Source organism: Micromonospora sp. (genome assembly GCF_048594385.1).
In the GTDB taxonomy this organism is placed as follows: domain Bacteria; phylum Actinomycetota; class Actinomycetes; order Mycobacteriales; family Micromonosporaceae; genus Micromonospora; species Micromonospora wenchangensis.
The window spans coordinates 16,353-38,114 of the sequence record NZ_JBMDWU010000178.1 but is presented as its reverse complement, the minus strand read 5'-3'; the positions used below and the strand labels follow the sequence as shown (position 1 = coordinate 38,114).

The following is a 21,762-nucleotide window of genomic DNA, read 5'->3' as shown; positions in this document are numbered from 1 at the left end:
GATGACCGACACCGCCCGCACTGGCCGATGGGCCGCCCGGCTCGCCCGACCACTCGCGGCGGTCGCGATCGGTGCGCTCGCGGTCTGTGTCGTCGCAGCCGGCCGGCCGGGCAGCACCGTCGCCGGCGTCCCCAGAGTCGACGCCGAACAGATCGCCGAGGTGACCTTCCCGTGGCGGCATCTGACCGTCAGCAGTCCCTCCGACGGCCGCGTGCAAGCCGTGATCGACGACGGTTCCGGGCGGCCGACCTACACCCCCAGCATCGGGATCGAAGCCGACGCCAGTTCCTACACCGAGCTCGGCCCCAACTGTCCTGCTGGTAGTGCGTGCGACCTCACGTGGCGTATCGGCCGCGACCTGACGGTGGTCGTCACCGGCCCCTGGCACGGGTTCGAGTGCGCGCTCCGCGGCGGACCGGACACGCCGGCACAAGTCGACTGCGCGGACCCCGCGGTACCCGGGTGACCCGACTACGCACCCCTTTCGCCAGCAATCGGAATTCACCCGTTGAGCCCGTGGGGTAGCTCTAAAGAGTTATCGCGTCACACAGAGTGCCCTAGACGTTCGGGGTTCCTGGGCCGAGCGTGAGGACGGGAACACCCCTGAACACCCTGGGTGAGGGTGGCAAGTAGCCCAGATGTTTGCCGACTGTCGCTCCGACGATCAATCATTATTTAGGTTCCACAACCCAACGCATCCGAACGCAATCAGCCGGTATGCTCGGGCTCCGATCAGCAAGGGCCCCGTCCAACCAGGTCCGCTCAACCGATCCCGAAGGGCTGGGCATGGCGAGTGACGACGACGCGCAAGCGTTCCTCCTCCACCGGTACACCCGGCGGGAAGCGATCGCCGACGGATTCCTGATCGATGTCACCGACCAGGCCCGAGCCGAAGGCCTCGGCCTGCCGACCGCCGTCACCGTCGCCGTCTGGGAGGAATGCATCGAACCGGCACCCGAAGCCCGCAGAGGGTTCACGGCCAGCGACGAGGAACACCACGTCCGACTCACGACCGTCCTGACGGCCGCCGCCCAGGCCATGACCCCCGATCAGCAGGCACCGGCCCCCGCCGGCACCACCGGCTCGAGAACAGCCACATTCCAAGCCACCGCCGTGCAGGGGCCAACGATGGTCGAACTCCGCGTCGCCCTCACCATGGAAGGCGACAACGGCCAGCCAGTGCTCACGATCATGCGCAGCGATGAGGACTGACCCCATGACGTCCGAAGGGACTGGCGGCCACCACCGTGAGCCTCACCAGAGCTCGCTTCGGAACGGAGAGCCCGACGTGGCCGGCGACACCTTCTCCCTGCGACTGTCACCCGAGCTGCACCGGCAGTGCGTGGACCGTCAGATCCGCTGGGAGAAGCCCTCGCTCGCCGCCCTCGTCCGCGAGGACCTGGAAACCTTCCACGCCGCGCTACGGGCCGAGCTCGCCCGCATCCCCATGACCGTCAACACCGCCCGCACCCTCGCTGGAATCGTGCCGACCCGCGCCGACCAGCAAGTAGCTGGACCGCTGCTCATCGGTCTACTCGTCGACGAGCGATCCGCCGCCGCCCGACGGGGCGAGAACTGGGATAGCGACCACGACATCGACGGCGACCAGCTGGTCAACACCCTCGCCGCGCTCGGCCCCACCGCCGACCTCGCCCTGCGGGATGCGTTCCTGCGCTGGCACCAGACCGAAGGAGCCTCCCCGACCGCCGAGAGCTTCACCGCATGCGGCCTGCGCATCACCAACACCGACACGCCTGACCAAGGAGGGCCACCCGCGTGAATATCCTCGCGCCACAGACCCATCCCGAAGGCGCATCGGAGCCAACAGACCATGCCAGACCCACAGGACCGTCCCGGTCTCACCGAGCGACCTGTGCCCGGCCGGCCCCCCCTGCCCACCGGGCAGGCCAGGACCAAGCGCCTGAACATCTACGTCACCCCCGCCGACGCCGCCCGGTTCGAGGCCGCATGGGCCAACATGCCCTACCGCGAACGGCCCGCCAGCTTCTCCGCCTTCTGTGCCCAGGCCATCGAGACGCAGGTCAGGGCAGTGGAAACCGAGCACAACGGCGGGCAGCCCTATGTCGATGAGGCCACCACCGCGCAGTAGTCGCCGGGTCCTCTCCGGCACCGTGCAGCCACGACGTCCCCGCAGTCCGGCGGCGGAACTGATGACCCGTCATCCGGTAGCACTGACCGCCTCAGCCGGCCCCGGGACGGGCGCCTTCGCCCCGGTCACCGGTCCGATCCGACCTACCCGCGGAACTCACCGGCCCTGCGCAACACGGTTCTGGCCCGCCGGCGCGTCGTAGCAGGCCACCACCCGACCTCCCCGCACCCATCGCCCACTCCGACAAGGAGCCATCACCCGTGGTCAGTCGTAGCTCAAGCACGCCCTCGACCGGGCTCACCGCCCGCGTCACCCAGCCAGGAACCGCCGTTCTGACTAGCCAGCAGGGCGAGCGCAGCTTCACCGCCGCCACCACGAAGACGGCGATCGGTGACCTGCTGCGCTACGTGGCCGCCGAAGTCGCCAATGACGGCAGACCGATCCGAGTCGAGACCTACGACGAAGCCGGCGATCAAGTGCCGCTCCTTGTTCACCACGACGGCACTGTCCAGCAGGCACCGGCCGATCTCATCAACTCCTCCGTCGGCGGACCTGCCGACGACCAGCCAGCATCCGCTACCTCCGAGCCCATCGCCGCCGTGGCGACGTCGCCGGCCGGTGGCGGCCAGGCTGCGATCGAGCTTGCCTCACCCACCCAGGACAGTCCGGCCCCGTCCGCCATCCGCTCGCCGGCGACACCCGACATCCACCGGCCCCGGCCGGCCGCACCCAAGCTCGGCGTCCAAGGCCTGATCCACCGGGCCACCAAGGTCAACCTGGGCCTGTCCAAGCGCGAACGGACGTACAACCAGCTCGTCGCACGCATCCGCACCCCATTGCCGCAGCTCCACCGGTGCGCGTTCATCAGCCTGAAGGGCGGTATCGGCAAGACCACGTCCGCCGCAGGGTTCGGGCACACCTTCGCCCACTACCGGCCCGACTCCGTCTTCGTCGCCGACATGAACCCCGACGCCGGCACCCTGGCCAAGCGCACGGTCGGTGCGCCCCTAGCCGGGGTCAAACCGCTCCTGGCCGCCATTCAGGCCGGCCAGGTCAACAGCCTCACCGACCTGTCCCGGTACACCCGCGCCGCCGGCCGGCTCACCGTTCTGCCCGGAGACCCCGACCCGCAGGCCGGCCAAGCGATGGACGCCGACGACTTCCGCACCGTCATGGACGTCGTACAGCGCTACTACTCGCTCATCCTCATCGACACCGGCGACGGCGTCACCCGACCCATCACCCCCGGCATCCTCGACGGAGTCGACTCCGTCGTCGTCGCCGCCACCCACAGCAAGGACGGCGCCGAAGCGGCCATCGAGACCCTGGACTGGCTCAGCGGGCACGGCTACGAAGCGCTCGCCAACTCCGCCGTGGTGACTCTGTCGGCCAAGGACCGGGTGTCGAAGGAGATCGACAAGGCCGCCGTCGCCAAGATCCTCGACGCCCGCGCCGCCGCTCTCATCACCATCCCGCCGGACAGCCACCTCGCCGACGCCGGCGCCATCGACCGCGACCGCCTCGCCCCCGCCACCCGGCGCGTACTCATGGAAGGCGCCGCCGCCGTCGCCAGCCACTGGGCCGACATCGACCAGTACCCCGGCCACTGACCAGCCAGGAAGGAGCACCCCATGCGCTGGCCCCTACACCGCCGCACCGCCGCACCGCCGAGCCCACGGCCGGAACCGTCGGCGAACGGCGGGCTGGACTCTCGTACGCCGGAGGAGCTGCGAGCCGAGTTCCACGCGCTTTGCTCGGCCGACCAGGCGCTACTCGCCGATGTTCGCGTCGGGTGCGGGGCCCGCGACATGCCCCTCCAACAGCTGGCTGACCTAATCCGGGCCGTCAGGGATCGTCCGTCTGCAACCGCCTCCACCGGGCTGCCTGACCAGGCCCAACCGGCCGACACCTGAGCGGTGCAGAGACACATGCGAATGCCCAGGCGAGCTGGACTAAAACGAGACGATCTCGGCGTGTCGCCTTGTTTCTGTAACACCGCACGCTTGGATAAGCCCATGGCGATGAAGACCGGTCGTCCCAGCAAGGGGCAGCGAGACGCGTTCATAGTGCGTCCGCCGACTTCGCTCGGCAACGAGATCCGCGCGGCCGCTGACAGCCAGGGCATGACCTACCAGGACTACCTGCTGACCCTCGTCGCTGTGGCCATGGGAATGCCGGAATACGCGCCCGCGACTCCGCCGCGGGCCGAGCAGATCAGCTTGCCGTTCAACGACCGCTTGACCGCTTGACCGAGTAGCCGGCCGGGACAACCTGGCCGGAGATACAGCAAAGCCCCACACCCAGAAACTTTGGCCGGTGTCTGGTGTAGGGCTCTGCTTCGACGTACTGAGGAGAGTCTACTTGACGCCCCGACGATGGGGCACGGCACTGACGGCCGCGATTCTCGCGCGCCCGGGTGACGTGTACCTGCACCCTGCTACCGCGAGTGGCCGCCGCATCACCGACCGGTGACCGCGGCCGGCGGCTACGCCGCCGCCTGGGATCTCACGCGTGTTCTGTCGCCCCGCCCGCGGGTACGGCTCGCCGACGTCGACGAGCGCGACGGCCGACCACTGAACCGTTACGGGACCGAGCTGCCGACATCGGCGTCGGCGCCGGACCGGCCTTGGGCGATGTATCTCACCGATCGACAGGGCCGCTACCGGCTGCTCGCGTTCGACCTCGACACGTCCCGGGGATCGGTGGAGGCCGACGCGGCCGCGTTGACCGAGATCCTGGCTCGGGCCGGGATCCGCGCCGTGCGATGCATCAGCGGTCCCGGCGGCGGCCGCCACCTGTGGGTGGGTCTGGCCGATCCCGTGGCCGCCACGGTGGTCCGACGGATCGCTGAGGCCCTGAGCGCGCTGCTCCCCACCCTGGATCACGGCCTGCTGGTCAACCCGCGCACGGGCTGCGTCCGGCCGCCCGGTGCGCCGCATCGCAGCGGCACTGAGTCGATGGTGATCGCCGGCGACATCGCCGATCTGACCGACCCAGCCCGCCGCGTACCGGCGGCCTGGGTCCTGCGCCTGGCCGATCTCGTTGAGGAAATGGCCGGTGTCACCGCGGCCGAGACCGCCGCGCGCACCGGCCGCGTCGTCACGGCCGCGGTGGCCACCGACCACACCCCTACTGACCTGCAGCGACGTGTCGCCCTGGACGACGATGGTCAGCCGTTTCTTCCCGGTGCTCGCCGCCCGATGGCGGCCGTCTCAGCCGCCGCTCTCCGCGAGCCGGTCCCGGCGGGCGCGGATGCATCCCGCGTGTTGGCCCGGATCCTGGCCGGAGCCGCGGCCGCGCACTGGCGCCTGGCCGATCTCGTTCCGCTCGTGGCCACGGCACCGGGCATGGAGCACGTCCGCACCGGCCGGGCCGGCGGCCGGCGGCAACCGCGGCCCCCGGGCCAACAGGTCCAGGTCCTTCGTGCCCAGTGGAACCGGCAGGTCGAGCACGTCGCCAGCCAGCCGCGCCGCGCAGGTGCGGCCGCCGGCGACCCGACGTTCGAGGCTCGTGAGCTGGCAGCCATCACGGCGGTCATGACCGTCCAGCGGCGCGCGGACTCGGCGCCCGGTCGGTGGGCTCGTCCGGGGGGACCCACTGACCGCCGGGTCCTGGACGCACTCTGCGACCAGATCCTCGCGGCCGTGGCCACCGACATCGAGGCCGACTGTCGCCGCCTGGCCATCCTCACCGGCATCGCCAAGTCCACGGCCACGGTGGCGCTGGGGCGACTCGTGGCCGATGGCTGGATCACCCGCACCGGGGAGTCGGAGGGCCGGGCTGCGGCGCGCTGGGCCATCCCCACAGTCGTCGAAAGACCTCAAGCTGAGTTGTCCACAGGCGATCCGTGTCTACCCCGGTCACAAGCGGTCACGCGCCGCCCCGCGCCCCCCTCACGGGCTTCCGTGCGCGCCGCTCTCGGCCGACGCCTGACCGACCAGGCCCACGATGTCTGGACTCCAGCAGGTCTGGGCCACCACCACGCACGCACCCACACAGCCCTGACCAGCACCGCCCAGACCATCAGCGACGTCATGGCCATCACCGGGTACAGCCGCTCACGCACGATGCGGCACCTCGACGATCTCGCCGGCCACCGTCTGGCCTCGGTCGACCGCGCCGGCCGCTGGCGACGCCCAGGCCGCGACCACCGCAGACGCGCCGCCCGCGATTTCGGCATCGACGGGACCCTGGCCGCCAGGGCAGCCAGGTACGCGATCGAGCGCGAAGCGTGGTGGTGGTGGCTCGATGAACTGGCCTGGCGCCGAGCCGGCAAGCGCCAGCAGCGCCTATCCCCCGGAGCCGGTCAGATGCAGCTTGTCGCGGCCGGCGGCCAACTGATCCGAGAACACCACGGACCCCACCCCACCAGCGGCGGCCGCGCCGACTTCACCGCCGCCCGTACGTACCTGACGAGCGCGGCCTCATCCCGACGCCGTGCCAGCTGATGGAAGAGAGAATCGAACCGTGCGTCGATCCGAGACGGTGTTCGCGTTCCTACACGTGTTGGTGATCGCCGCCGGCCTGGCTCTGTTCGTTCTCGCGACGTGGACCCTGAGCCGCGTCGCGGGGGCCGTTCTCGCGCTCACCGGCCTGTGGGGCATCGCCTGGACGATCGTCGAGAGCCGGCGGCGTCGACGGCGAGACACATCGTCCGCCGCGGACGCCGCGCCGCCGGCCAAGTAGCCAAGTCGGCGCGGGATCCCCATTCATCGACTCGCGCGGCCGCTGCACGTCTTCGTCGTCGAGGTGCTGTCGAGCACCGCCGCGACCGCCTTCTGGACTGCGTTCCACAGGTCGACCTGCGCCGCGAGCAGTGCCCGTCCATCGTCGGTCAGCGCGTACGTCCGGCGCTGACGACCGTCGACCCACTGTTCATCACGAGTCACATATCCGGACCGATACAAGCGATGAAGCGCCGGATAAACCGTGCCTTCCGGAAGCTCGATCACCCCGTCGGAGCGGTCCCGCAAACCTCGGATCAGGCCGTAGCCGTAGACATCACCGGCGCCGATCGCCGTCAGCAGCAGCATGTCGAGATGTCCCCGAAGCGCGTCCCCGTCCATTTCCTCCACGGTACGAATCGAGGGTCGAACACCATTAAGTATCGGCGGATGAAAGACCGAACCAGCCAATCGGGGCTTACCGAACCGTCACCGTGACGCAGTCCGTCGGGACGACGGCTCGGCCCTGACGCCGCTCGCACGGCGGGCCGCCAGCCCGGTGGGTCGACGTGGTCACCTTGGGGTCCGTCAGAGGGCGCGAAGCCTACGGGCGTGGGGGCCCCGACCAGTCAAGGGACGCGAGAGCCGGCCCGCCGATCCGCCTGGGCCGACCCCACCCCAGAGGGGACCCCGAGGTCGACACCACCCGGACCAGCGAACCGCCCCCCGCTCGAAGCCCTTGACTGCCCACCCGCACACCCGTGATCGCTTTCCGCCTCAGCCGAACGAGCAGGGGCAGGAAGGCATGACGCCATGTCCCAGCACAACCATCCGCGCCAGCCCCAGCAGGTCCTCACCACCGTCTGGGCCGCCGGCTCGCAAGACATCGCCATCAGCAGCCACGACGACAAGCAGAACTCCTGGGTCGCCGTCCGGGTCGGCCAGGTCGTCACCTACGCCGTCGGTCTCGAAGCGCCGGCGAGCATCGCCCGGATCTGGACCGTCGCCGAGGACCTGGCCGCCGCCCTACTCCCACCGACCTCGCCCACGCTTCCGCACGTCGACGGGCCGAGCGTCGTCGTCCGCCTCACCGGCCACCAGCCCACCCGGGACAAGGCCTTCCCGTACGACGGACGGGCCGGCTCCGGGTACATCGTGGTCGGCGGCATCCTGTGGCGCCCGGTCGATCGCGCCGCCCTCAGCGGCATCGCCGCCGCCTGGCGCCGCGCCGGCGCCATCGCTCGAGTCCTCACCAGCGGCTGACCGACACGTCCGGGCGGGAGCTCTCCCCAGCTCCCGCCCGGGCCGGCCATCCGTCCACACCAAGCGGAGCTGTCCACAATTCAGCCGACGATCTGGGATCCCGCAGATCCGGCATTTCACGATGCATCCCGAACAGCTCGCACCAGTGAGAAGGGATCCAAGCCATGTACGGCTTCACCATCACCCACACCGACATCGACCAGCGCTACAACAACGCACCCGACGCCCTCGACGCACTGTTCGACTACCTCCGCGGCCAGCTCGTCGGCGCCGCCAACCCACGCAGTATCGACTGGGTGTTCCACGACCCCGCCGGTCCCCGCCTGGACGGCACCTGCGGCAGTGGCGGCCCGCGGGACACCCTCGTCGAGGCCAACCTCGCCGCGCTGCACCACGGCATCGCCAGCGACTTAGCTTCCGAGCTGTACGAAGCAAGTCGACTCCCGGCCCCCTGAACGCTTGGTGCGCTTCGCAAGTCAGTCGATGGGTGGCACTACAGTTCGCCCGGCGGCAGCTCTTCCGGCTCCGGCCAGCTCACAAGATGAACGAACTCAGCCGACTCGACCGGTTCGCCGCCGTCGCTGCGGATCAATAGCGCAACCATTCGAAACTGCCCCTCCGACACGCGTCTCGGCTCCTCACCGCTGTTCCGGTCGATCCAGACCGAGAACACCCACTTGCGCTCAGCTCCAGTGTCGAGAACCACGTGCATGTCAAACGGATCCCAGTCCCAGCCCTGGCTGACAGGCGCCGACCGGGCATCAAAACCTAGACCAGCCAGCCGTTCAACGTGGGACAGCCCGGCAGGGCCCGCACCCAGGTTGTAGCGCTGCCGATCGTCCGCGTCGGCGAACCCAAGCGACACCGAGCTGACGCCAATCGGGCCCTTCTCGGCCTGGACGGTCACCACCGGGTACCAGACGTTCAGCGGAGCACCCTGGGTCGGATACGCAGCGACGCTGTCGCTGACCAGCAACCGGACACGAGGTGCGTCCGCCTTCCGCTTGGCCCGGGCCGAGAGAATGTTCCAACCGAGATTGGCCACGCCCAGGGCGAACCCCAGCAGGCCCAGCACGACCGTCCATCCCATCTGGTGCAACCCCCTACCGTGCGTGGGCGAGCGGGGTACGTCCCCCGCTTCACCACCGAGGAGCGGCCTGCGGCCGCGCTGTCCGGCCGGCCCCAACCGCGGGGGCCGACCGCCTCTTCGGCGGCCCGACAAGTCGGAGGCTACGGGCCCGCTCCAGGGCTACGGGCCCGATGAACCCGGCCAATCCGTCCGGGCGAACCGTTCCCCCGCTCCGCTCCTCCACGGTCCGTTCGCTACGCCCCGCACGGACCAGCCGGAACCCCCGGACCGCCGGCTCCGCCGGCCCCCTCCGACGGTCCCCCGATCACTACGCGATCGGGCCGCCGAAAGAACGGGGGCCCAAGAAGACGGGAGTCACCACCATGAGCGAAGTCGCCAAGGTCCCCACACCGCACCGACAGACCGCGATGCTGTCGCGGTGAACTTCTTCCTCTCACCCGGGTTCGGAGGACTCTGCGCCGTCATCGGCGCCGCGATCGCCTACCTCGCAGCACGAATCGCTACCCGACAGAAGGCCCGCACCGACACCGACCAACGCCGCCACGCCGAGGTCGACCGCGCCTGGGACCGCTTCGTCTGGGTCATGGACCACCGCACCGAATTCACACCCAGCCTCATCGCCAACCTGCTCGCCCAGACCATCACCAGCGCCGAACGCCTCAACGACAACAACCTCGTCGACATGGCCGGCCAAGTCGCCGCGGAACTCCTCGCCGCCGGCGACCCCACCCCCGCGATCGGTCCATCGACAACAACGCCCATAGCAGCGGACAATGAACCCGACGACCAGGAAGGGACGTGACCCCGATGTCTGCACCGGCCAAGGTCCGCAACCCATTCGACGGCCTAACCCGTGAACAGCACGAGGACGCCATGCGCAAGCTGGCCGAGGTCGTCGACCAGGCCAAGACCATCCTGGGCGAACCCACCCCCGAGCTGGCCAAGCAGTACCTCACGCCGGCCGCCCGAGAACGGGCCCGCTCACGCGACTGAGGTCGACCACCGATCTACCCCACGATGTCCCCGCGCACAGCGCGGGGACATCGTCTATCCGAGCACCCCGTAGCTCTGCGGATACAACGCGAACGTTAGAACAGTCCAACGTTCCGCCATCACAACGTCACCGGCGCTTACGTCCCGGGCCTGACCCGGTCGGCTGAGACGCCAACAGGTCCCGCACCTGCTCAGGCGTCATCTCCTGCTGCAGCCGTCGCAATGCGAGCCGTACGACGGCGCTCTTGGACACATCCACCCGTGGACGGCTCACTAGTCCGGCGATCCGAGCGGACTCCAGGTAGTCCAGTTGCTCATCGCCAAGGTGAACCGTCGTCGGGCGAGCCACACCCCCCGCGACCGACGCCGAAGCTGCCGAACCTTGCTCGGACGCCCCCGATGTGACCTCCGCCGCCGGCCGGGCATTGGACTCGGCGTTCTGCGCACCCGGCGGCGCGACGGGATCCGCAGTTGGACCCTCCGACTCGCTCGCCTTCCCAGCCTCTGCTGGAGCCGCTACCGGGTGCCTGGGCGGCGGCATCGTGCGCCGAACCCGCCGGCTCTCCCGAGCCTGCGACAGACTGGCCAGACCATCCGGAAGCTCAGGCATCGGTACGCACCTTGATGTAGGAGACGAGACTGTGCAGGGCAGCGACGAACTCGCTGTTGGCCTTCGTCGGCGGATCCTCAGACGTGATGGCCACCCGCTTCTTGCGGGTCTCAATCCCCCGCACGTACGGCACCGGCTCCGCCACCACCACCGGTGTGCCCTGCACGATCGAGCCGATCCGTCGGATCTCTGCCGCACCCGGGACTCGAGGCACCATGCTCGGCACCAAGATCAGCGGGTAGTCCGGCATCTCCCGAACCATGCCCTCCGTAGCGTTCAGATCCTTGGTCTTCAACGGCGTCGGAACCACCACCGCGGCCGCGGCCGCAAGAGCCCCATCGCCCGACGGCGACCCGCCGCCATGCGTGTCGACGACCACGTACTCGGTCCCCCACTCCTGCGCCCAGCGGGTGAGAGTGTCGGCCATCTCCTCCGCCGGCGGCTGATTCAGCTGAAAGTCCGGATGACAGGGCACCAGATCCGGCTTGTGATAGCCCGAGATCGGCCTCGGTGTCGTCCCCCGCTCCAAGGCATCCAACAGGGGAGCCCGCATCCGATCCTCGTGTCGGTAGCCCCACATACGCGTAGCGGACCCGTCATCAAACTCGAGATCCACCAGCGGCGCACCCAACAACCAGGCCACCTCGTAGGCCAGCGTCGTCTTGCCCACCCCACCCTTGCGAGCAGCGACAGTCACAATCCGCGTCTTCACGCAGACATTCCAACACCACAACGTTCTGGACGAGGAACGCCACGCCGTAACTGCACCACAACGCCGAGAAGGTGAGGCGTTCCAACATCAGAACGTTGGAAACATCTGATGACCGGTGCTGCAGATCGAAGCGCCCAGTCCGCCGGCGAGGCTACGAGCAGACGAGCAGCTGCCATCACAACATCCGAACATATTACGGGTTGAACGTTGTGATGGTGGAACGTTGCCACGTAGTGATGTTGTGAGGGACAGACGGATGTCTCGACGAAGGCGCCACAAGCTCACGATGTTCCAACATTCACAAGCCAGAACATCAGATTGCGAACGCGCTCGAGTATCGCCGCGACGATCTTCGACTGAAGGGGACTCTGTCACATGACGTAATCAAGAGTGCCTGGCATGACGGTCTACGGCTGAGCCAGCCCACAGAGAAGCACCAAGCCGGTCACCGGCCGGGTTACGCCTGTCCCGCAAAACCCCCGATCACCGGGACACATCACCGAGACAGGTATACGAGACAGCATCGGTGGTCCCTGACCAGCGACGAGAAGCCCACTTGCGGGTCAGCTAGATCTCTCGGTAGACGATCGGCTTGCGGGACATCCGATCCGTTACCAGGACCTCACCGACTCGCGCCGAGAGGCTGCGTATTGAGGTTGCGCGGATCCACCGCAGCGGAACGCATGACGATCGACCCGTTCTGGGGTACCTGCACCTCAGCGGTCCCGTCATGAAAGACGGTCAGTACGTACTGGCCCACCTGGACTCTCCCGAAGCTGGCGCTCGGTTCACTGGCCAGGTACCCCGGCAAGTCGCGAAGCTCCATCAAGCACAGCGGATTCTTCCGCGCCCGCTGAGGCGAGGGGTGTCCCACCAACCGGTTTGCGTCGGAGTCGACCCTTGTGTCGAACATGCAGCGATGCAGCGTGCGGCCAGCAGGGGCGATCCACGGTTTCACTGACCGGCCGACAACCGACCAAGCCCCAACCACCACATCCTGCGAGACCGCGACCAGAACTTGGACGTTTTGCGCCTTTGCTGCCGACATCGTCCACGGACCGCGAGACACGATCTCCCAGGAAACGTCCCCGGCAGCGACCTCTCGTGCGGCCGCTTGGCCTGGCCAGACGACTAGGGCAAGGCCGGTCGACGGACGATAGACATCAGTTGTATCGGGCGTCATACATGTAAGTATGCGCACAACACCGACGTCGTGGTGGGCAGTTCGGAACGATCTGCCTGCCGCCACCTGCTGGCGCCGGCGTCTCGTTGGTCGATCGTCCAACGGGACGGCTGCGTTCGAATCGTTGGCCCGTGGAGCCATAGCCCGTCGGGCCGCTCGACAGCGTGTCGGAGGTGTCGCGGACTGACCAGGTCCGCTGGCCTCGAACTACCTGCGGACTTGCGTTCGATAGACGTTGACGATGGCCACCGCAAAGAACACAAGGCCGCCAGCAGCAACTAGTGGATGGCCACCGTTGACGATGGACAAGGTGATGGCTACGACCGCGGAGACCGCGACGATTGTCAACACCGTGATCAAGGCACGATTCCGTAAGCGGTCTTTAGGTCGCATCGGTCGGTGCCTGCTCGACGGTCGGACAATCTTGTCGGCGTCGATGCCGGGCGCCGAGGGCGATCACGACAATCCCGGCCAAGCCACCAACCATCATCAACGACGCACCGACCTGACCAAGCGCGCTGGACGTCACGAACAACGTCAAGACCGCTCAGGCACAGCGAGGACGGCGGCCACTACCAAGCGCCTTGGCATTGGCGCGACGCGATCCCGCAAGTTCGCCAGCGGCCGGGACAGGTCAGGATCTCGCGGCATACGAGAACGATGCCACGACTATCGGCGCCTGACCATGAGCTGCCCCCGCGCGACTCGCCAGTCCCGTATGTCGATCGCCATCCGGGACGGGACGCGGCGGTCCAGCTCGCCGCTGACTAGCAGAGGTGACTACTCGGTCGGTGCCTGCTCGACGGACGGCATCTCTCGTCGGCGTCGATGCCGGGCGTCGAGGGCTATTACGACAATCCCGGTCAGGCCACCAGCGATGACGAACGACGCACCGACCCGACCAAGCACGCTGGACGTCACAAACAACATGAAGACCGCCCACGCAACAGCGAGGGCGGCAAGGACGGCGGCCACGATCAAGCGTCTTGGCATCGGCGCGATGCGATCTCGCGAGTTCGTCATCGGCCGGGGCGGGTCATCATCGCGCGGCATACGAGAACGATGCCACGACTACCGACGCCTGCCGTTGAGCTGCCCGGAGCAGCTCGCCAGTCCCGTATGGCGATTGGCTAACGGGACGGCCGTCGGCAGCTCGAGCAGCCCTTCCTGCACCGGTTCGAGAGGGAGGGTTACAGCACCGTCGCCTGCGCCGCGGCTGCTGCGATCGCTGCGCCATCTATCGGCACCGTCGTCGGCATCAGACCAAGGTCAGGACCATCGAGGACGACGATCACAGCGCCGGGTGGGGGAAGCGCGTCAACCAGTAGTCGAGGTCGGCCGCCAATGGCCCGTCGCCGCGACCTCCCAGGAACACGAGGATGGCCGTACCCGGATGAAGCGCGTCCTCTTGGTGGAGGAAGTGCAGCTGTTCGGTGGCGACGAGTCGCCGCCCGTCGGCCAAGACGACGCCCACCTTGAGCTTCTGGTCGCTCAAGGAGAACGGGCCTGACATGCGTTCGGCGTGGCGTCGAAGGCCCACCACTGGGTTGGCTGGGAACTGAGTGGGCCGGCGGGCTAAACGCACCGAGATGGTGAAACGGACGCCTGTCCTGAAGGCTTCGACTCTCAGGCCTACGGCCAGATTCTCGTGTCGGTAGAGGACGGCGGGCGCATCGACCGGCGCCGGGAGCTGGTTCTGAGGCGGCATCCGATCTCTCAGGGCCCGCACGCGGGACCCTCGTCCGTGACGGCCTTCCTCGCCGGCTGGGAACATGCCGTCAGTGTGTCTGCAGGACATGTGCGCACAACAGCCGCGCTACGCCGACGAGTCCCGCAGAACTATCCGCATACGGGACGGGGTTGACGTCGCCCAGGTGCAGCTTGGCCGGGACGGGGGACCGGAGTGCGAGTCAGAAGTCGCTGAGGGTTGGCCCCTGGCCCCGCGTGCGGAGCGCGTAGAGGACGTGCAGACAACTGACGATCACCGTGATGATTGCGATGCCGAAGACGAGGCCGAGCCCGAGATTGGCCCCGCCCCCGGCGATAGAGCCGTAGATCGTCAGCCCAATGATCACGACAGTTCCAAGAACGAGACATACGACGCTCACGATCATGCGAGTTCGCAACAGTCCACCCCTCTTGACGGGCCTTAGGCAGGCAACTGGCGGTGAGCTGCAAGGCGTGGTTGATGCTGCCTCACGATGCCACGCCAGGCTCAACCAGCAAACGGTCCCGGTAGGGGATCGGTATATGGGACGAAAGTGACCTTGCCGGGTACGGCGTGGCCGGGACGGGTTACCGGGGGGCTCAAGTCAGAAATCGTCGAGGGTCGGGCCTTGGTCCCGCGTGCGGAGCGCGTAGAGGATGTGCAGACAGCTGACGATCACCGTGATGATGGCGACGCCGAAGACAAGGCCGAGCCCGAGATTGGCCCCGCCCCCGGCGATAGAGCCGTAGATCGTGAGCCCGACGATCACGACAGTTCCAAGAACAAGACCTACGACGCTCACGATCATGCGAGTTCGCAACGGGACCCCCTCTCTGAAGGCCTCAGGCAGGCGGGTGGCAATGATCTAGGGCTCGATGGCCCGCCGACGGGTGACCACCGTACGGAGCCCGAAGGTCAGCCCCGCGACCAAGATCCAACCTGCGAAGACCCCGACGAGGGCGATCATGGCTCCGACCGGCCACAGTCCCGTTGGGTCGGTAGCGCTGGCATGTACCGACCACGCCGCCGTGAACGCGAGTGTTCCGATCAGGGCTCCAAGCGCCGGATGCAGGAACAGCGACGCCACCACAGCGATGACGATCAACGAGATGGCGCACCCGGCTATTTGTGCAGGGGAGTCGTTCTTACCTGGGCCTTGCCCAATCCAGAACCAGCTGGCGACGTAGGTCAGGGCCGCTAGCGCGACGCTGGCCACGACCATCCTCATCTGGGAGCCGGTCCGCGATGAGTGATCTTCATACCGACATCATCGGGGACGGGGTCTCAACCAGCGCTGCGAACTGATGGCGTCCGCGCTAGCTGAAGCACACGATCAACCCCTGCCCGATGAGCCTGCTCACGAGTCTCGACAGCCGATCCCCGACAGGAACATCGGGCGGTGCCGCTGCGCGGTCCGCTGCACATGCTGTGTACTACGAGGCGTGCATCAAGACGTGGGTCGGCAGAACGGACCCGCCGCACGCTTGAGCACCGGGGGGAGGGTCTGCTGATGAGCAGTCCGAAGGCAGGTCCGCCCACCCCGAGTAGCCACGTCATCTGCCAACTGCCCGGCTGGGTCGGCGACGGTCCGAAGGTGTTCCTTGAAGGAGCCGAGTTTCGGGTTACCGAGGTGTCCACCGACCGGTACGGGCTGCAAACCAACGAGAACTACCTGCGCCAGCGTCCCGCGCTGGTCTCCAAGGCAGACATCGCCGGATCCGACGTACCGGTTCCGCAATTGACTCAGCTCCAGGCGTACCTAGCGTCAGAACCGGCCGCCTCCATGCCCAACGAAGACCCGACCTACCTCCAGGAAACGAGACAGCGGCTCGAGGAGCGGACTCGCAACGGAGATGCCGCGGCCCTGGCTTCCAGCTTCTTCCTCGACATCAGCACAGCAGACGCCGCCGACGTCCCCGCTCTGCTGACCGAGGTCTGCGAGCAGATGACGAACGGGGGATTCCCAGCCAGCAGCGCCCATGTTGTTCATCGACACTCCGCGCTGCTGATCCGAATGGCCCTGCCCAAACTGCTGTTGCGGGTACGGCAGGACCCACACCTGAGGGACGGACGGATCACCGACGCGGTAGACGCGCGCGACGGGGGGCTGGTCTTCACGACCGCCGGCGGTCTATCCGAGGGGGTCGGCCTGTTCGACGCCTACGTCGGGCCACTCATCGGCTGCCTGTCTCCACACCTGTGGAGTTTTCAATCGATCCGCCTGGGCGGGGTCTACATCCTGCTGCTGGGCCGCCTTCTACGCGGCCTCCCATCTGAACCGCGCAACCTCATCGACACCCTGCCAGCGGAGCGGTGGGGGCACGTCGAGACCCCCAGCTTCGATGCCGGCGCCGGGCGGGCCGCCCTAGCTTGGTGGACCGTGCGGCTCAACGACCTCTTCGGCTGGCTGAGCGACCCAGCCATCTTCCAAGACGAGCATGGCGACTACGACCCGGACGCACACCTGAACTATCAGCTCTCGGTCGAGCAGGTCTTCCGACGCGTCGGGGCCCTGCAACGCAGCTACGACGACCCGGCTGCCCGACGCACGCTCATGTTCTCAGTCCTGGACACCCTGGAAACGCGCTTGACCGGCCGACCCCTCGTCGAGATGGCGACGAAGGCCTGCGCCGTCCGCACACTGGAGCGCCTGCGGGAGACCATCCCACCAGACGCTCAGCCTGTGTTGCTTGAGGGAGCGGAACGTGCAGTCGCAGCTCTCGACGAGCTCCACGCCGGCTTCGACATCCCCCAGGACGCCGAGACCATCGGCCTCTATCTCACGGACGGCACCATCCAGAACGTCTCACGAGACAGAGCAGGCAGCCTGTACGTCGATCTGCTGCGTAACGCCACCCACGGATTCGGGTCAAAGACCGACGTCAAGAACAAGGGCCGGGACAGTGCCCTGCTGGTGCACCACACTGGCGACGTCCCACATGAACTCGCAACCCTGGCCTATCTATACCTCCTCGACTTGCTCAGTAGACCCAAGGACGTCGCGCGCTTTGTCAGTGGAAGCGTCCGAACACGGCAACGATGACTCGTCGAACCGCTCGCAGCGCCTCATCGACCATCAACTCCGAGCGGCCGATGCGGTGGTCACCGCGGCGTCCGGCGACGGGATGCACTGGACGGTCACCGACCCGTCGGCAAGTAGTTCGTCGGGGTCGATTCCAGCCGGGTACGGCTCGCACCACTCGCCGATGCGGTTGCGGACCCAGGTCTGCCCGTCGGAGTCGGTGACCACCGCGGCCACCGGCAACGCCTCGAGCTCGTCGACCGTGCCCACCTGGCCGGCCGGGGGTCGCCAGCCGGAGGCCAGCACCGCCCGGATCTGCCCCTCGAGCTCCCGGGCGGCGAAGAACACCCCGACCGGATCGTCCAGCACCTCAAGGTCCCACTGGGCGGCCCGGGCCAGCTGCTGCGCCAGCGGCCGCAGCTCGGGCCGGGTCACCCACAGCGGCGGCTCGGGATCCCCGACGGTGTGGATCCACGAATTATCTGGCGTAGTTTGCTCGCGCTATGTGGCGCTGATGAGGCGTCGATACCTGGCGGTTCAGTCCGATTTGTCCGATTCCGACGCCGGTGGCTCGGCAGCCAGGCCACGACTACGTCAGATAAGTCGAGGAAACTACGCCAACTAGCGCGTGGAACGGCAGCCTAACCTCCCACCGCCCGCGCTTATCTGCGGACGGCGGCGACATGGGCCTACCGGCGCCTCGTCGGTGCGATGTGGGCCGGTGCCGGTCGAGGAGGCGGAGCAGCGGCAGTGACCAGCTGCTTGATGCGGATGTCGCTCGACAGCTTGTCGGAGAAACGCCAGGCGACGAGTGCTGGGCCAACTGCCGCGTACACCACCGATCCGTCGATCACCGCAGCATTGACGCGCGACAGCGTTGGAATGCATGACGTCTCCAGCGAGTGCTGGTTCCAGATTCGAAGGGTGTTACGCAGTCCTCCGGTAACGATGGCGTTGCGGTCGCCAAGCGTTCCGATGGCGATGGCGATGACCGGGTCGTCGCCCTTGTGGGTGTTGCCGATGGGTTGGCCGTCGGGATCCCAGATCCGCGCGGTTTCGTTGCTGCCGGTGACGATGACGTGCTGCTCGCCCAGCGTTCCGATCGCGACGGCGTCGACCCAACTGTCGTGGCCGGCCAGGGGTGCGCCGACGGGTTTGCCGCTGGCGTCCCAGATCCGCGCGGTGCCATCGCGGCTGCCGGTGACGATGATGTGCTGCTCGCCCAGCGTTCCGATGGCGACGGCCCTGATCTCGTCGGCGTGGCCGGTGAGGGTGCCCAGGGGTTGGCCGTCTAGATCCCAGATCCGCGTGGTGCCATCGCTGCTGCCGGTGACGATGACGTTCTGCTCGCCCAGCGTTCCGATGGCGACGGCGGTAGTCCAGTTGTCGCTGCCGTCGTGGACGGTGAGGGGTGCGCCGACGGGTTGGCCGTCGAGATCCCAGACCCGGACGGTTCCATCGTGGCTGCCCGTGACGATGACGTTCTGCTCGCCCAGCGTTCCGATGGCGACGACTTGACCGGTGAGGGGTGCGCCGACGGGTTGGCCGTCGAGATCCCAGATCCGCGCGGTTTCGTTGCTGCCGGTGACGATGACGTGCTGCTCGCCTACCGTTCCGATCGCGACGGCGTTGATCCAACCGTCGTGGCCGGCCAGGGGTGCGCCCACGGGTTGGCCGTCGAGATCCCAGATACGCACGGTGTCATCGGTGCTGCCGGTGACGATGACGTTCTGCTCGCCCAGCGCCCGGATGGCGACGGCGAAAATGGGTCCGTCGTGGCCGGCCAGGGTGCCGAGGTGGTGGCCGTCGGCGTCCCAGATCCGCGCGGTGTAATCATGGCTGCCGGTGACGATGACGTGCTGCTCGCCCAGCGTTCCGATCGCGACGGCGTCGACCCAACTGTCGTGGCCGGCCAGGGGTGCGCCGACGGGTTTGCCGCTGGCGTCCCAGATCCGCGCGGTGCCATCGTGGCTGCCGGTGACGATGATGTGCTGCTCGCCCAGCGTTCCGATGGCGACGGCCCTGATCTCGCCGTCGTGGCCGGTGAGGGTGGCCAGGTGGTGGCCGTCGGCGTCCCAGATCCGCGCGGTGCCATCGTGGTTGCCGGTGACGACGGCGTTCTGTTCACCCAGCGTTCCGATGGCGACGGCGGTAATGGGCCCGTCGTGGCCGGCCAGGGTGACCAGGTGGTGGCCGTCGGCGTCCCAGATCCGCGCGGTGCCATCGTGGCTGCCGGTGACGACGACGTTCTGTTCACCCAGCGTTCCGATGGCGACGGCGGCAATGGGCCCGTCGTGGCCGGTGAGGGTGACCATAGGTTGGCCGTCTAGATCCCAGATCCGCGCGGTGCCATCGCGGCTGCCGGTGACAACGACGTGCTGCTCGCCCAGCGCCCCGATGGCTACGGCGTTGATCCAGCTTTCGTGGCCCATCAGGGGGGCGCCGACGGGTTTGCCGTCGAGATCCCAGATCCCCACGGTGCCGTCTATGCCGCCGCTGACAATGACGTTGCGGTCGCCCAGCATTCCGATGGCAACGGCGTAAGTCGAGACGAGGCCGCCGAGGGTTTCGTGCATGGTTTTGGACCGGGCCTGCGCCCAAAGCAGTGTGGGGCCACCCAGCGCCACGGCTCGTTCGGTGAAGGCATCTTGCCAGGTGGCAAGCCCCAGGTGGGCTGCTGCCTGGGCGAGTAATAGCACCCGCTCGAGCTGGTTGAGCCCGTCTGTCCGGTGGGCGCAGGTCCGCAAGATCGTCGCGATCTCGCGGAGTTCGCCGGTGGGCTTGGCGGGCAGGGTCGGCAGGACGCGGGTGAGGTCGGCGACGGCGAGGTACCCGGGTTGCAGCAGCAGGCTAAGGAGCTCACCGGCGGCGGCGGCGTGGTCAGCCAAGTAGCGCCGCATGTAGGGGCTGGCCGTCGACCATCCGTCAGGGTCGGTGGGGGTGAGCCGTCGGAAGATACGGCGCGCGTCGTCGGGCTCGGCGTAGTTATCGGGTTCGTCCTGGTTGAGCAGCTGATCGATCAGGGCTTGGTGATACAGGCGGGTACGAACTGCCAGGCCGTGCTGGTCGGGTTCGGTTTCCAGTAGGTAGTCCGCGACTGGTGAGCGGCGCAACAACTGAATGTCCTCGCCGGGGGCGGCCAGTCCGAGGGCGTCGGCGAAGAGCAGCCAGGTGTCGTCGTCCAGGCCTGGGCCTTGGGCGAAGGCCAGCGCGGTCAGCAGGCGCCCGGTCCGGAAGCGTTGGCGTTCGTCGGGGATGGTGTCGAAGTACTTGGTGAACGCCTCCGCCACGCTGGAGGGGATGAGCGTGTCGTCGAATCCCGGGGCGGCCGGGTCCAGTACCTCGCGCATGGTGGACAGAGAGTGGGCGGCGAAGGCGGCGACCAGGAAGTTGCGGTCCGCGCGGCGGGCAATGACCGCCGCGAGGCGGTCGGTCAGGGCGCGGTCGGTGCGGTACCGCGTCCAGGCGTCCTCCGACCGTCCCGGATAGTTGTCGGCGGTGGCTTGGGTGAGGTGCCTGGTCGCAACCTGTCTCAGGTCAGCGGGGTCGAAATAGGTGTCGCTGTCCAGGTCGACCAGGTTGGCGGCGTCGCCGTCCCGGATCCCGAGGTGGCGCAGCAGTTGGTTACCGCGGCCGCGGCGGGTGGCGACGACAACCCGGAGCGCGGGCTCGGTGGCGACCGTGGTCAGCAACTGGCTGATCCGAGTGATCTCAGAGCTGCTGATCGCTTCGTCGAGCGCGTCGACAACCACCAGCAGCGGCTGCTGGCCACCGGCGGTCCGCCCTCGCAGGTGCGAGAGCCACCCTTCGGTGTCGGTGATGGTCGGATCCCCGGCTAGGGTCTGGACGGCGGCGAGCATCTCGTCGCTGGTGGTCCCGCGGGCGTGGAAGAACACACCGCCGGCAACACCGGAAGTCTCTAGGTCGCGGGCCGCGCGGGCCACCACCGAGGACTTGCCCGCGCCGGGCTGCCCCGTCACTACCAGCGGCAGTCCCGGCCCGGTCGCTGCGGTCAGCCAGCCTTTGACCCGGTCGACCGCCACGGATCGGCCAGTGAACAAGTCGCCGCTGTGCCCACCACCGGGACGGCGACCCGCCGCCCGCATGGCGACATGGTCGCGAGGTCTGTCCCCACCCAGAACCCACGGGGCCGATGTTCCGATGAGTCCAACGAGTTCCTGGGCCCGACGCTGCTGCTCTTCGGTGGCATTCAGTGCCTTGGCGATCCGCCTGACCGTGTCAAGGGAAGGGGAATCCCCTACCCCCCGCAAGGTCTCCGAGACCCTCGACGGGACCACAAACGCTAGGCCGGCGATCGCGCGCTGCGTCATTCCCGTCGCTTTGAACAACCCGCCCAACAACTCGGCCAACTCCCGACGGTATGGGTCAGCGATCGCCGCCGGGTCC

General features: G+C 67.9%; 23 protein-coding genes. 13 read left to right on the top strand and 10 right to left on the bottom strand.

The genetic code is table 11. The features are described 5' to 3' along the window. Window position 1 precedes the first annotated feature (1 nt). From ACOJTC_RS09495 to ACOJTC_RS09460, 8 genes are all read left to right on the top strand, one after another. Window positions 2-466 carry a hypothetical protein gene (locus tag ACOJTC_RS09495; RefSeq protein ID WP_420116573.1) on the top strand — a complete coding sequence of 155 codons (465 nt, stop codon included), beginning with the start codon at window positions 2-4 and terminating at the stop codon, window positions 464-466. A 320-nt stretch (window positions 467-786) separates the two neighbouring features. Beyond that, entirely contained in the window at window positions 787-1,212 is a 426-nt protein-coding gene (locus ACOJTC_RS09490; protein ID WP_420116572.1) for a DUF6573 family protein, read from the top strand. A 76-nt stretch (window positions 1,213-1,288) separates the two neighbouring features. Beyond that, entirely contained in the window at window positions 1,289-1,780 is a 492-nt protein-coding gene (locus ACOJTC_RS09485; protein WP_420116571.1) for a hypothetical protein, read from the top strand. Window positions 1,781-1,831: 51 nt separating this feature from the next. After that, entirely contained in the window at window positions 1,832-2,110 is a 279-nt protein-coding gene (locus ACOJTC_RS09480; protein WP_420116570.1) for a hypothetical protein, read from the top strand. Between the two features lie 260 nt (window positions 2,111-2,370). Continuing rightward, on the top strand, window positions 2,371-3,720 hold the full coding sequence (locus ACOJTC_RS09475; protein WP_420116569.1) for a MinD/ParA family ATP-binding protein: 1,350 nt from the start codon (window positions 2,371-2,373) through the stop codon (window positions 3,718-3,720). 405 nt (window positions 3,721-4,125) lie between these two features. Further along, window positions 4,126-4,359, top strand: coding sequence for a hypothetical protein (locus tag ACOJTC_RS09470; protein ID WP_420116568.1), 234 nt, complete (start codon window positions 4,126-4,128; stop codon window positions 4,357-4,359). A 219-nt stretch (window positions 4,360-4,578) separates the two neighbouring features. Next, a complete protein-coding gene (locus tag ACOJTC_RS09465; protein WP_420116567.1) occupies window positions 4,579-6,558 on the top strand; it encodes a TOTE conflict system archaeo-eukaryotic primase domain-containing protein in 1,980 nt (659 codons plus the stop codon). 19 nt (window positions 6,559-6,577) lie between these two features. After that, on the top strand, window positions 6,578-6,796 hold the full coding sequence (locus tag ACOJTC_RS09460) for a hypothetical protein (protein ID WP_420116566.1): 219 nt from the start codon (window positions 6,578-6,580) through the stop codon (window positions 6,794-6,796). A gap of 23 nt (window positions 6,797-6,819) precedes the next feature. On the opposite strand, the gene ACOJTC_RS09455 is transcribed toward ACOJTC_RS09460, so the two are convergent. Then, window positions 6,820-7,176, bottom strand: a complete 357-nt coding sequence (locus ACOJTC_RS09455) for a PadR family transcriptional regulator (protein WP_420116565.1) — start codon at window positions 7,174-7,176, stop codon at window positions 6,820-6,822. Between the two features lie 411 nt (window positions 7,177-7,587). Between ACOJTC_RS09455 and ACOJTC_RS09450 the strand changes: the two genes are divergently transcribed. Together ACOJTC_RS09450 and ACOJTC_RS09445 are read left to right on the top strand one after the other, a co-directional pair. Then, window positions 7,588-8,037 carry a hypothetical protein gene (locus ACOJTC_RS09450; RefSeq protein WP_420116564.1) on the top strand — a complete coding sequence of 150 codons (450 nt, stop codon included), beginning with the start codon at window positions 7,588-7,590 and terminating at the stop codon, window positions 8,035-8,037. 164 nt (window positions 8,038-8,201) lie between these two features. Next, window positions 8,202-8,492, top strand: coding sequence for a hypothetical protein (locus ACOJTC_RS09445; RefSeq protein ID WP_420116563.1), 291 nt, complete (start codon window positions 8,202-8,204; stop codon window positions 8,490-8,492). A gap of 38 nt (window positions 8,493-8,530) precedes the next feature. On the opposite strand, the gene ACOJTC_RS09440 is transcribed toward ACOJTC_RS09445, so the two are convergent. Then, window positions 8,531-9,112 (bottom strand): hypothetical protein, encoded by a 582-nt coding sequence (locus ACOJTC_RS09440; RefSeq protein WP_420116562.1) that lies wholly within the window; start codon window positions 9,110-9,112, stop codon window positions 8,531-8,533. A 433-nt stretch (window positions 9,113-9,545) separates the two neighbouring features. Here ACOJTC_RS09440 and ACOJTC_RS09435 point away from each other — a divergent pair, with 433 nt between their 5' ends. Both ACOJTC_RS09435 and ACOJTC_RS09430 read left to right on the top strand, forming a co-directional pair. Then, window positions 9,546-9,929, top strand: a complete 384-nt coding sequence (locus tag ACOJTC_RS09435; protein WP_420116561.1) for a hypothetical protein — start codon at window positions 9,546-9,548, stop codon at window positions 9,927-9,929. Beyond that, entirely contained in the window at window positions 9,926-10,120 is a 195-nt protein-coding gene (locus tag ACOJTC_RS09430; RefSeq protein WP_420116560.1) for a hypothetical protein, read from the top strand. The genes ACOJTC_RS09435 and ACOJTC_RS09430 overlap by 4 nt, the downstream gene beginning before the upstream one ends. A gap of 602 nt (window positions 10,121-10,722) precedes the next feature. Here ACOJTC_RS09430 and ACOJTC_RS09425 read toward each other — a convergent pair. The 6 genes from ACOJTC_RS09425 to ACOJTC_RS09400 form a co-directional block, all read right to left on the bottom strand. After that, window positions 10,723-11,442: a ParA family protein gene (locus ACOJTC_RS09425; protein ID WP_420116559.1), complete on the bottom strand. Its 720-nt coding sequence runs from the start codon at window positions 11,440-11,442 to the stop codon at window positions 10,723-10,725. A 1,963-nt stretch (window positions 11,443-13,405) separates the two neighbouring features. After that, entirely contained in the window at window positions 13,406-13,678 is a 273-nt protein-coding gene (locus ACOJTC_RS09420) for a hypothetical protein (RefSeq protein WP_420116558.1), read from the bottom strand. Between the two features lie 238 nt (window positions 13,679-13,916). Next, the gene (locus ACOJTC_RS09415; protein WP_420116557.1) at window positions 13,917-14,333 is read right to left on the bottom strand and encodes a hypothetical protein; all 417 of its coding nucleotides are present in this window, start codon (window positions 14,331-14,333) and stop codon (window positions 13,917-13,919) included. 202 nt (window positions 14,334-14,535) lie between these two features. After that, a complete protein-coding gene (locus ACOJTC_RS09410; protein ID WP_420116556.1) occupies window positions 14,536-14,700 on the bottom strand; it encodes a hypothetical protein in 165 nt (54 codons plus the stop codon). A gap of 237 nt (window positions 14,701-14,937) precedes the next feature. Then, window positions 14,938-15,102: a hypothetical protein gene (locus tag ACOJTC_RS09405; RefSeq protein ID WP_420116555.1), complete on the bottom strand. Its 165-nt coding sequence runs from the start codon at window positions 15,100-15,102 to the stop codon at window positions 14,938-14,940. 96 nt (window positions 15,103-15,198) lie between these two features. Continuing rightward, a complete protein-coding gene (locus ACOJTC_RS09400; protein WP_420116554.1) occupies window positions 15,199-15,549 on the bottom strand; it encodes a hypothetical protein in 351 nt (116 codons plus the stop codon). Between the two features lie 294 nt (window positions 15,550-15,843). Here ACOJTC_RS09400 and ACOJTC_RS09395 point away from each other — a divergent pair, with 294 nt between their 5' ends. After that, entirely contained in the window at window positions 15,844-17,376 is a 1,533-nt protein-coding gene (locus ACOJTC_RS09395) for a hypothetical protein (RefSeq protein WP_420116553.1), read from the top strand. A 33-nt stretch (window positions 17,377-17,409) separates the two neighbouring features. On the opposite strand, the gene ACOJTC_RS09390 is transcribed toward ACOJTC_RS09395, so the two are convergent. Then, window positions 17,410-17,790: a hypothetical protein gene (locus ACOJTC_RS09390; RefSeq protein WP_420116552.1), complete on the bottom strand. Its 381-nt coding sequence runs from the start codon at window positions 17,788-17,790 to the stop codon at window positions 17,410-17,412. A 254-nt stretch (window positions 17,791-18,044) separates the two neighbouring features. Beyond that, window positions 18,045-21,725 carry a hypothetical protein gene (locus ACOJTC_RS09385; RefSeq protein ID WP_420116551.1) on the bottom strand — a complete coding sequence of 1,227 codons (3,681 nt, stop codon included), beginning with the start codon at window positions 21,723-21,725 and terminating at the stop codon, window positions 18,045-18,047. Window positions 21,726-21,762: the final 37 nt, after the last annotated feature.

Excerpts from the sequence above, each read along its gene's own strand:
- ACOJTC_RS09490 (WP_420116572.1), top strand. The coding sequence starts at position 787 with ATGGCGAGTGACGACGACGCGCAAGCGTTCCTCCTCCACCGGTACACC.
- ACOJTC_RS09445 (WP_420116563.1), top strand. The coding sequence starts at position 8,202 with ATGTACGGCTTCACCATCACCCACACCGACATCGACCAGCGCTACAAC.
- ACOJTC_RS09420 (WP_420116558.1), bottom strand. The coding sequence starts at position 13,678 with ATGCCGCGCGATGATGACCCGCCCCGGCCGATGACGAACTCGCGAGAT.
- ACOJTC_RS09415 (WP_420116557.1), bottom strand. The coding sequence starts at position 14,333 with ATGCCGCCTCAGAACCAGCTCCCGGCGCCGGTCGATGCGCCCGCCGTC.
- ACOJTC_RS09470 (WP_420116568.1), top strand. The coding sequence starts at position 4,126 with ATGGCGATGAAGACCGGTCGTCCCAGCAAGGGGCAGCGAGACGCGTTC.
- ACOJTC_RS09455 (WP_420116565.1), bottom strand. The coding sequence starts at position 7,176 with ATGGACGGGGACGCGCTTCGGGGACATCTCGACATGCTGCTGCTGACG.
- ACOJTC_RS09450 (WP_420116564.1), top strand. The coding sequence starts at position 7,588 with ATGTCCCAGCACAACCATCCGCGCCAGCCCCAGCAGGTCCTCACCACC.
- ACOJTC_RS09495 (WP_420116573.1), top strand. The coding sequence starts at position 2 with ATGACCGACACCGCCCGCACTGGCCGATGGGCCGCCCGGCTCGCCCGA.
- ACOJTC_RS09395 (WP_420116553.1), top strand. The coding sequence starts at position 15,844 with ATGAGCAGTCCGAAGGCAGGTCCGCCCACCCCGAGTAGCCACGTCATC.
- ACOJTC_RS09480 (WP_420116570.1), top strand. The coding sequence starts at position 1,832 with ATGCCAGACCCACAGGACCGTCCCGGTCTCACCGAGCGACCTGTGCCC.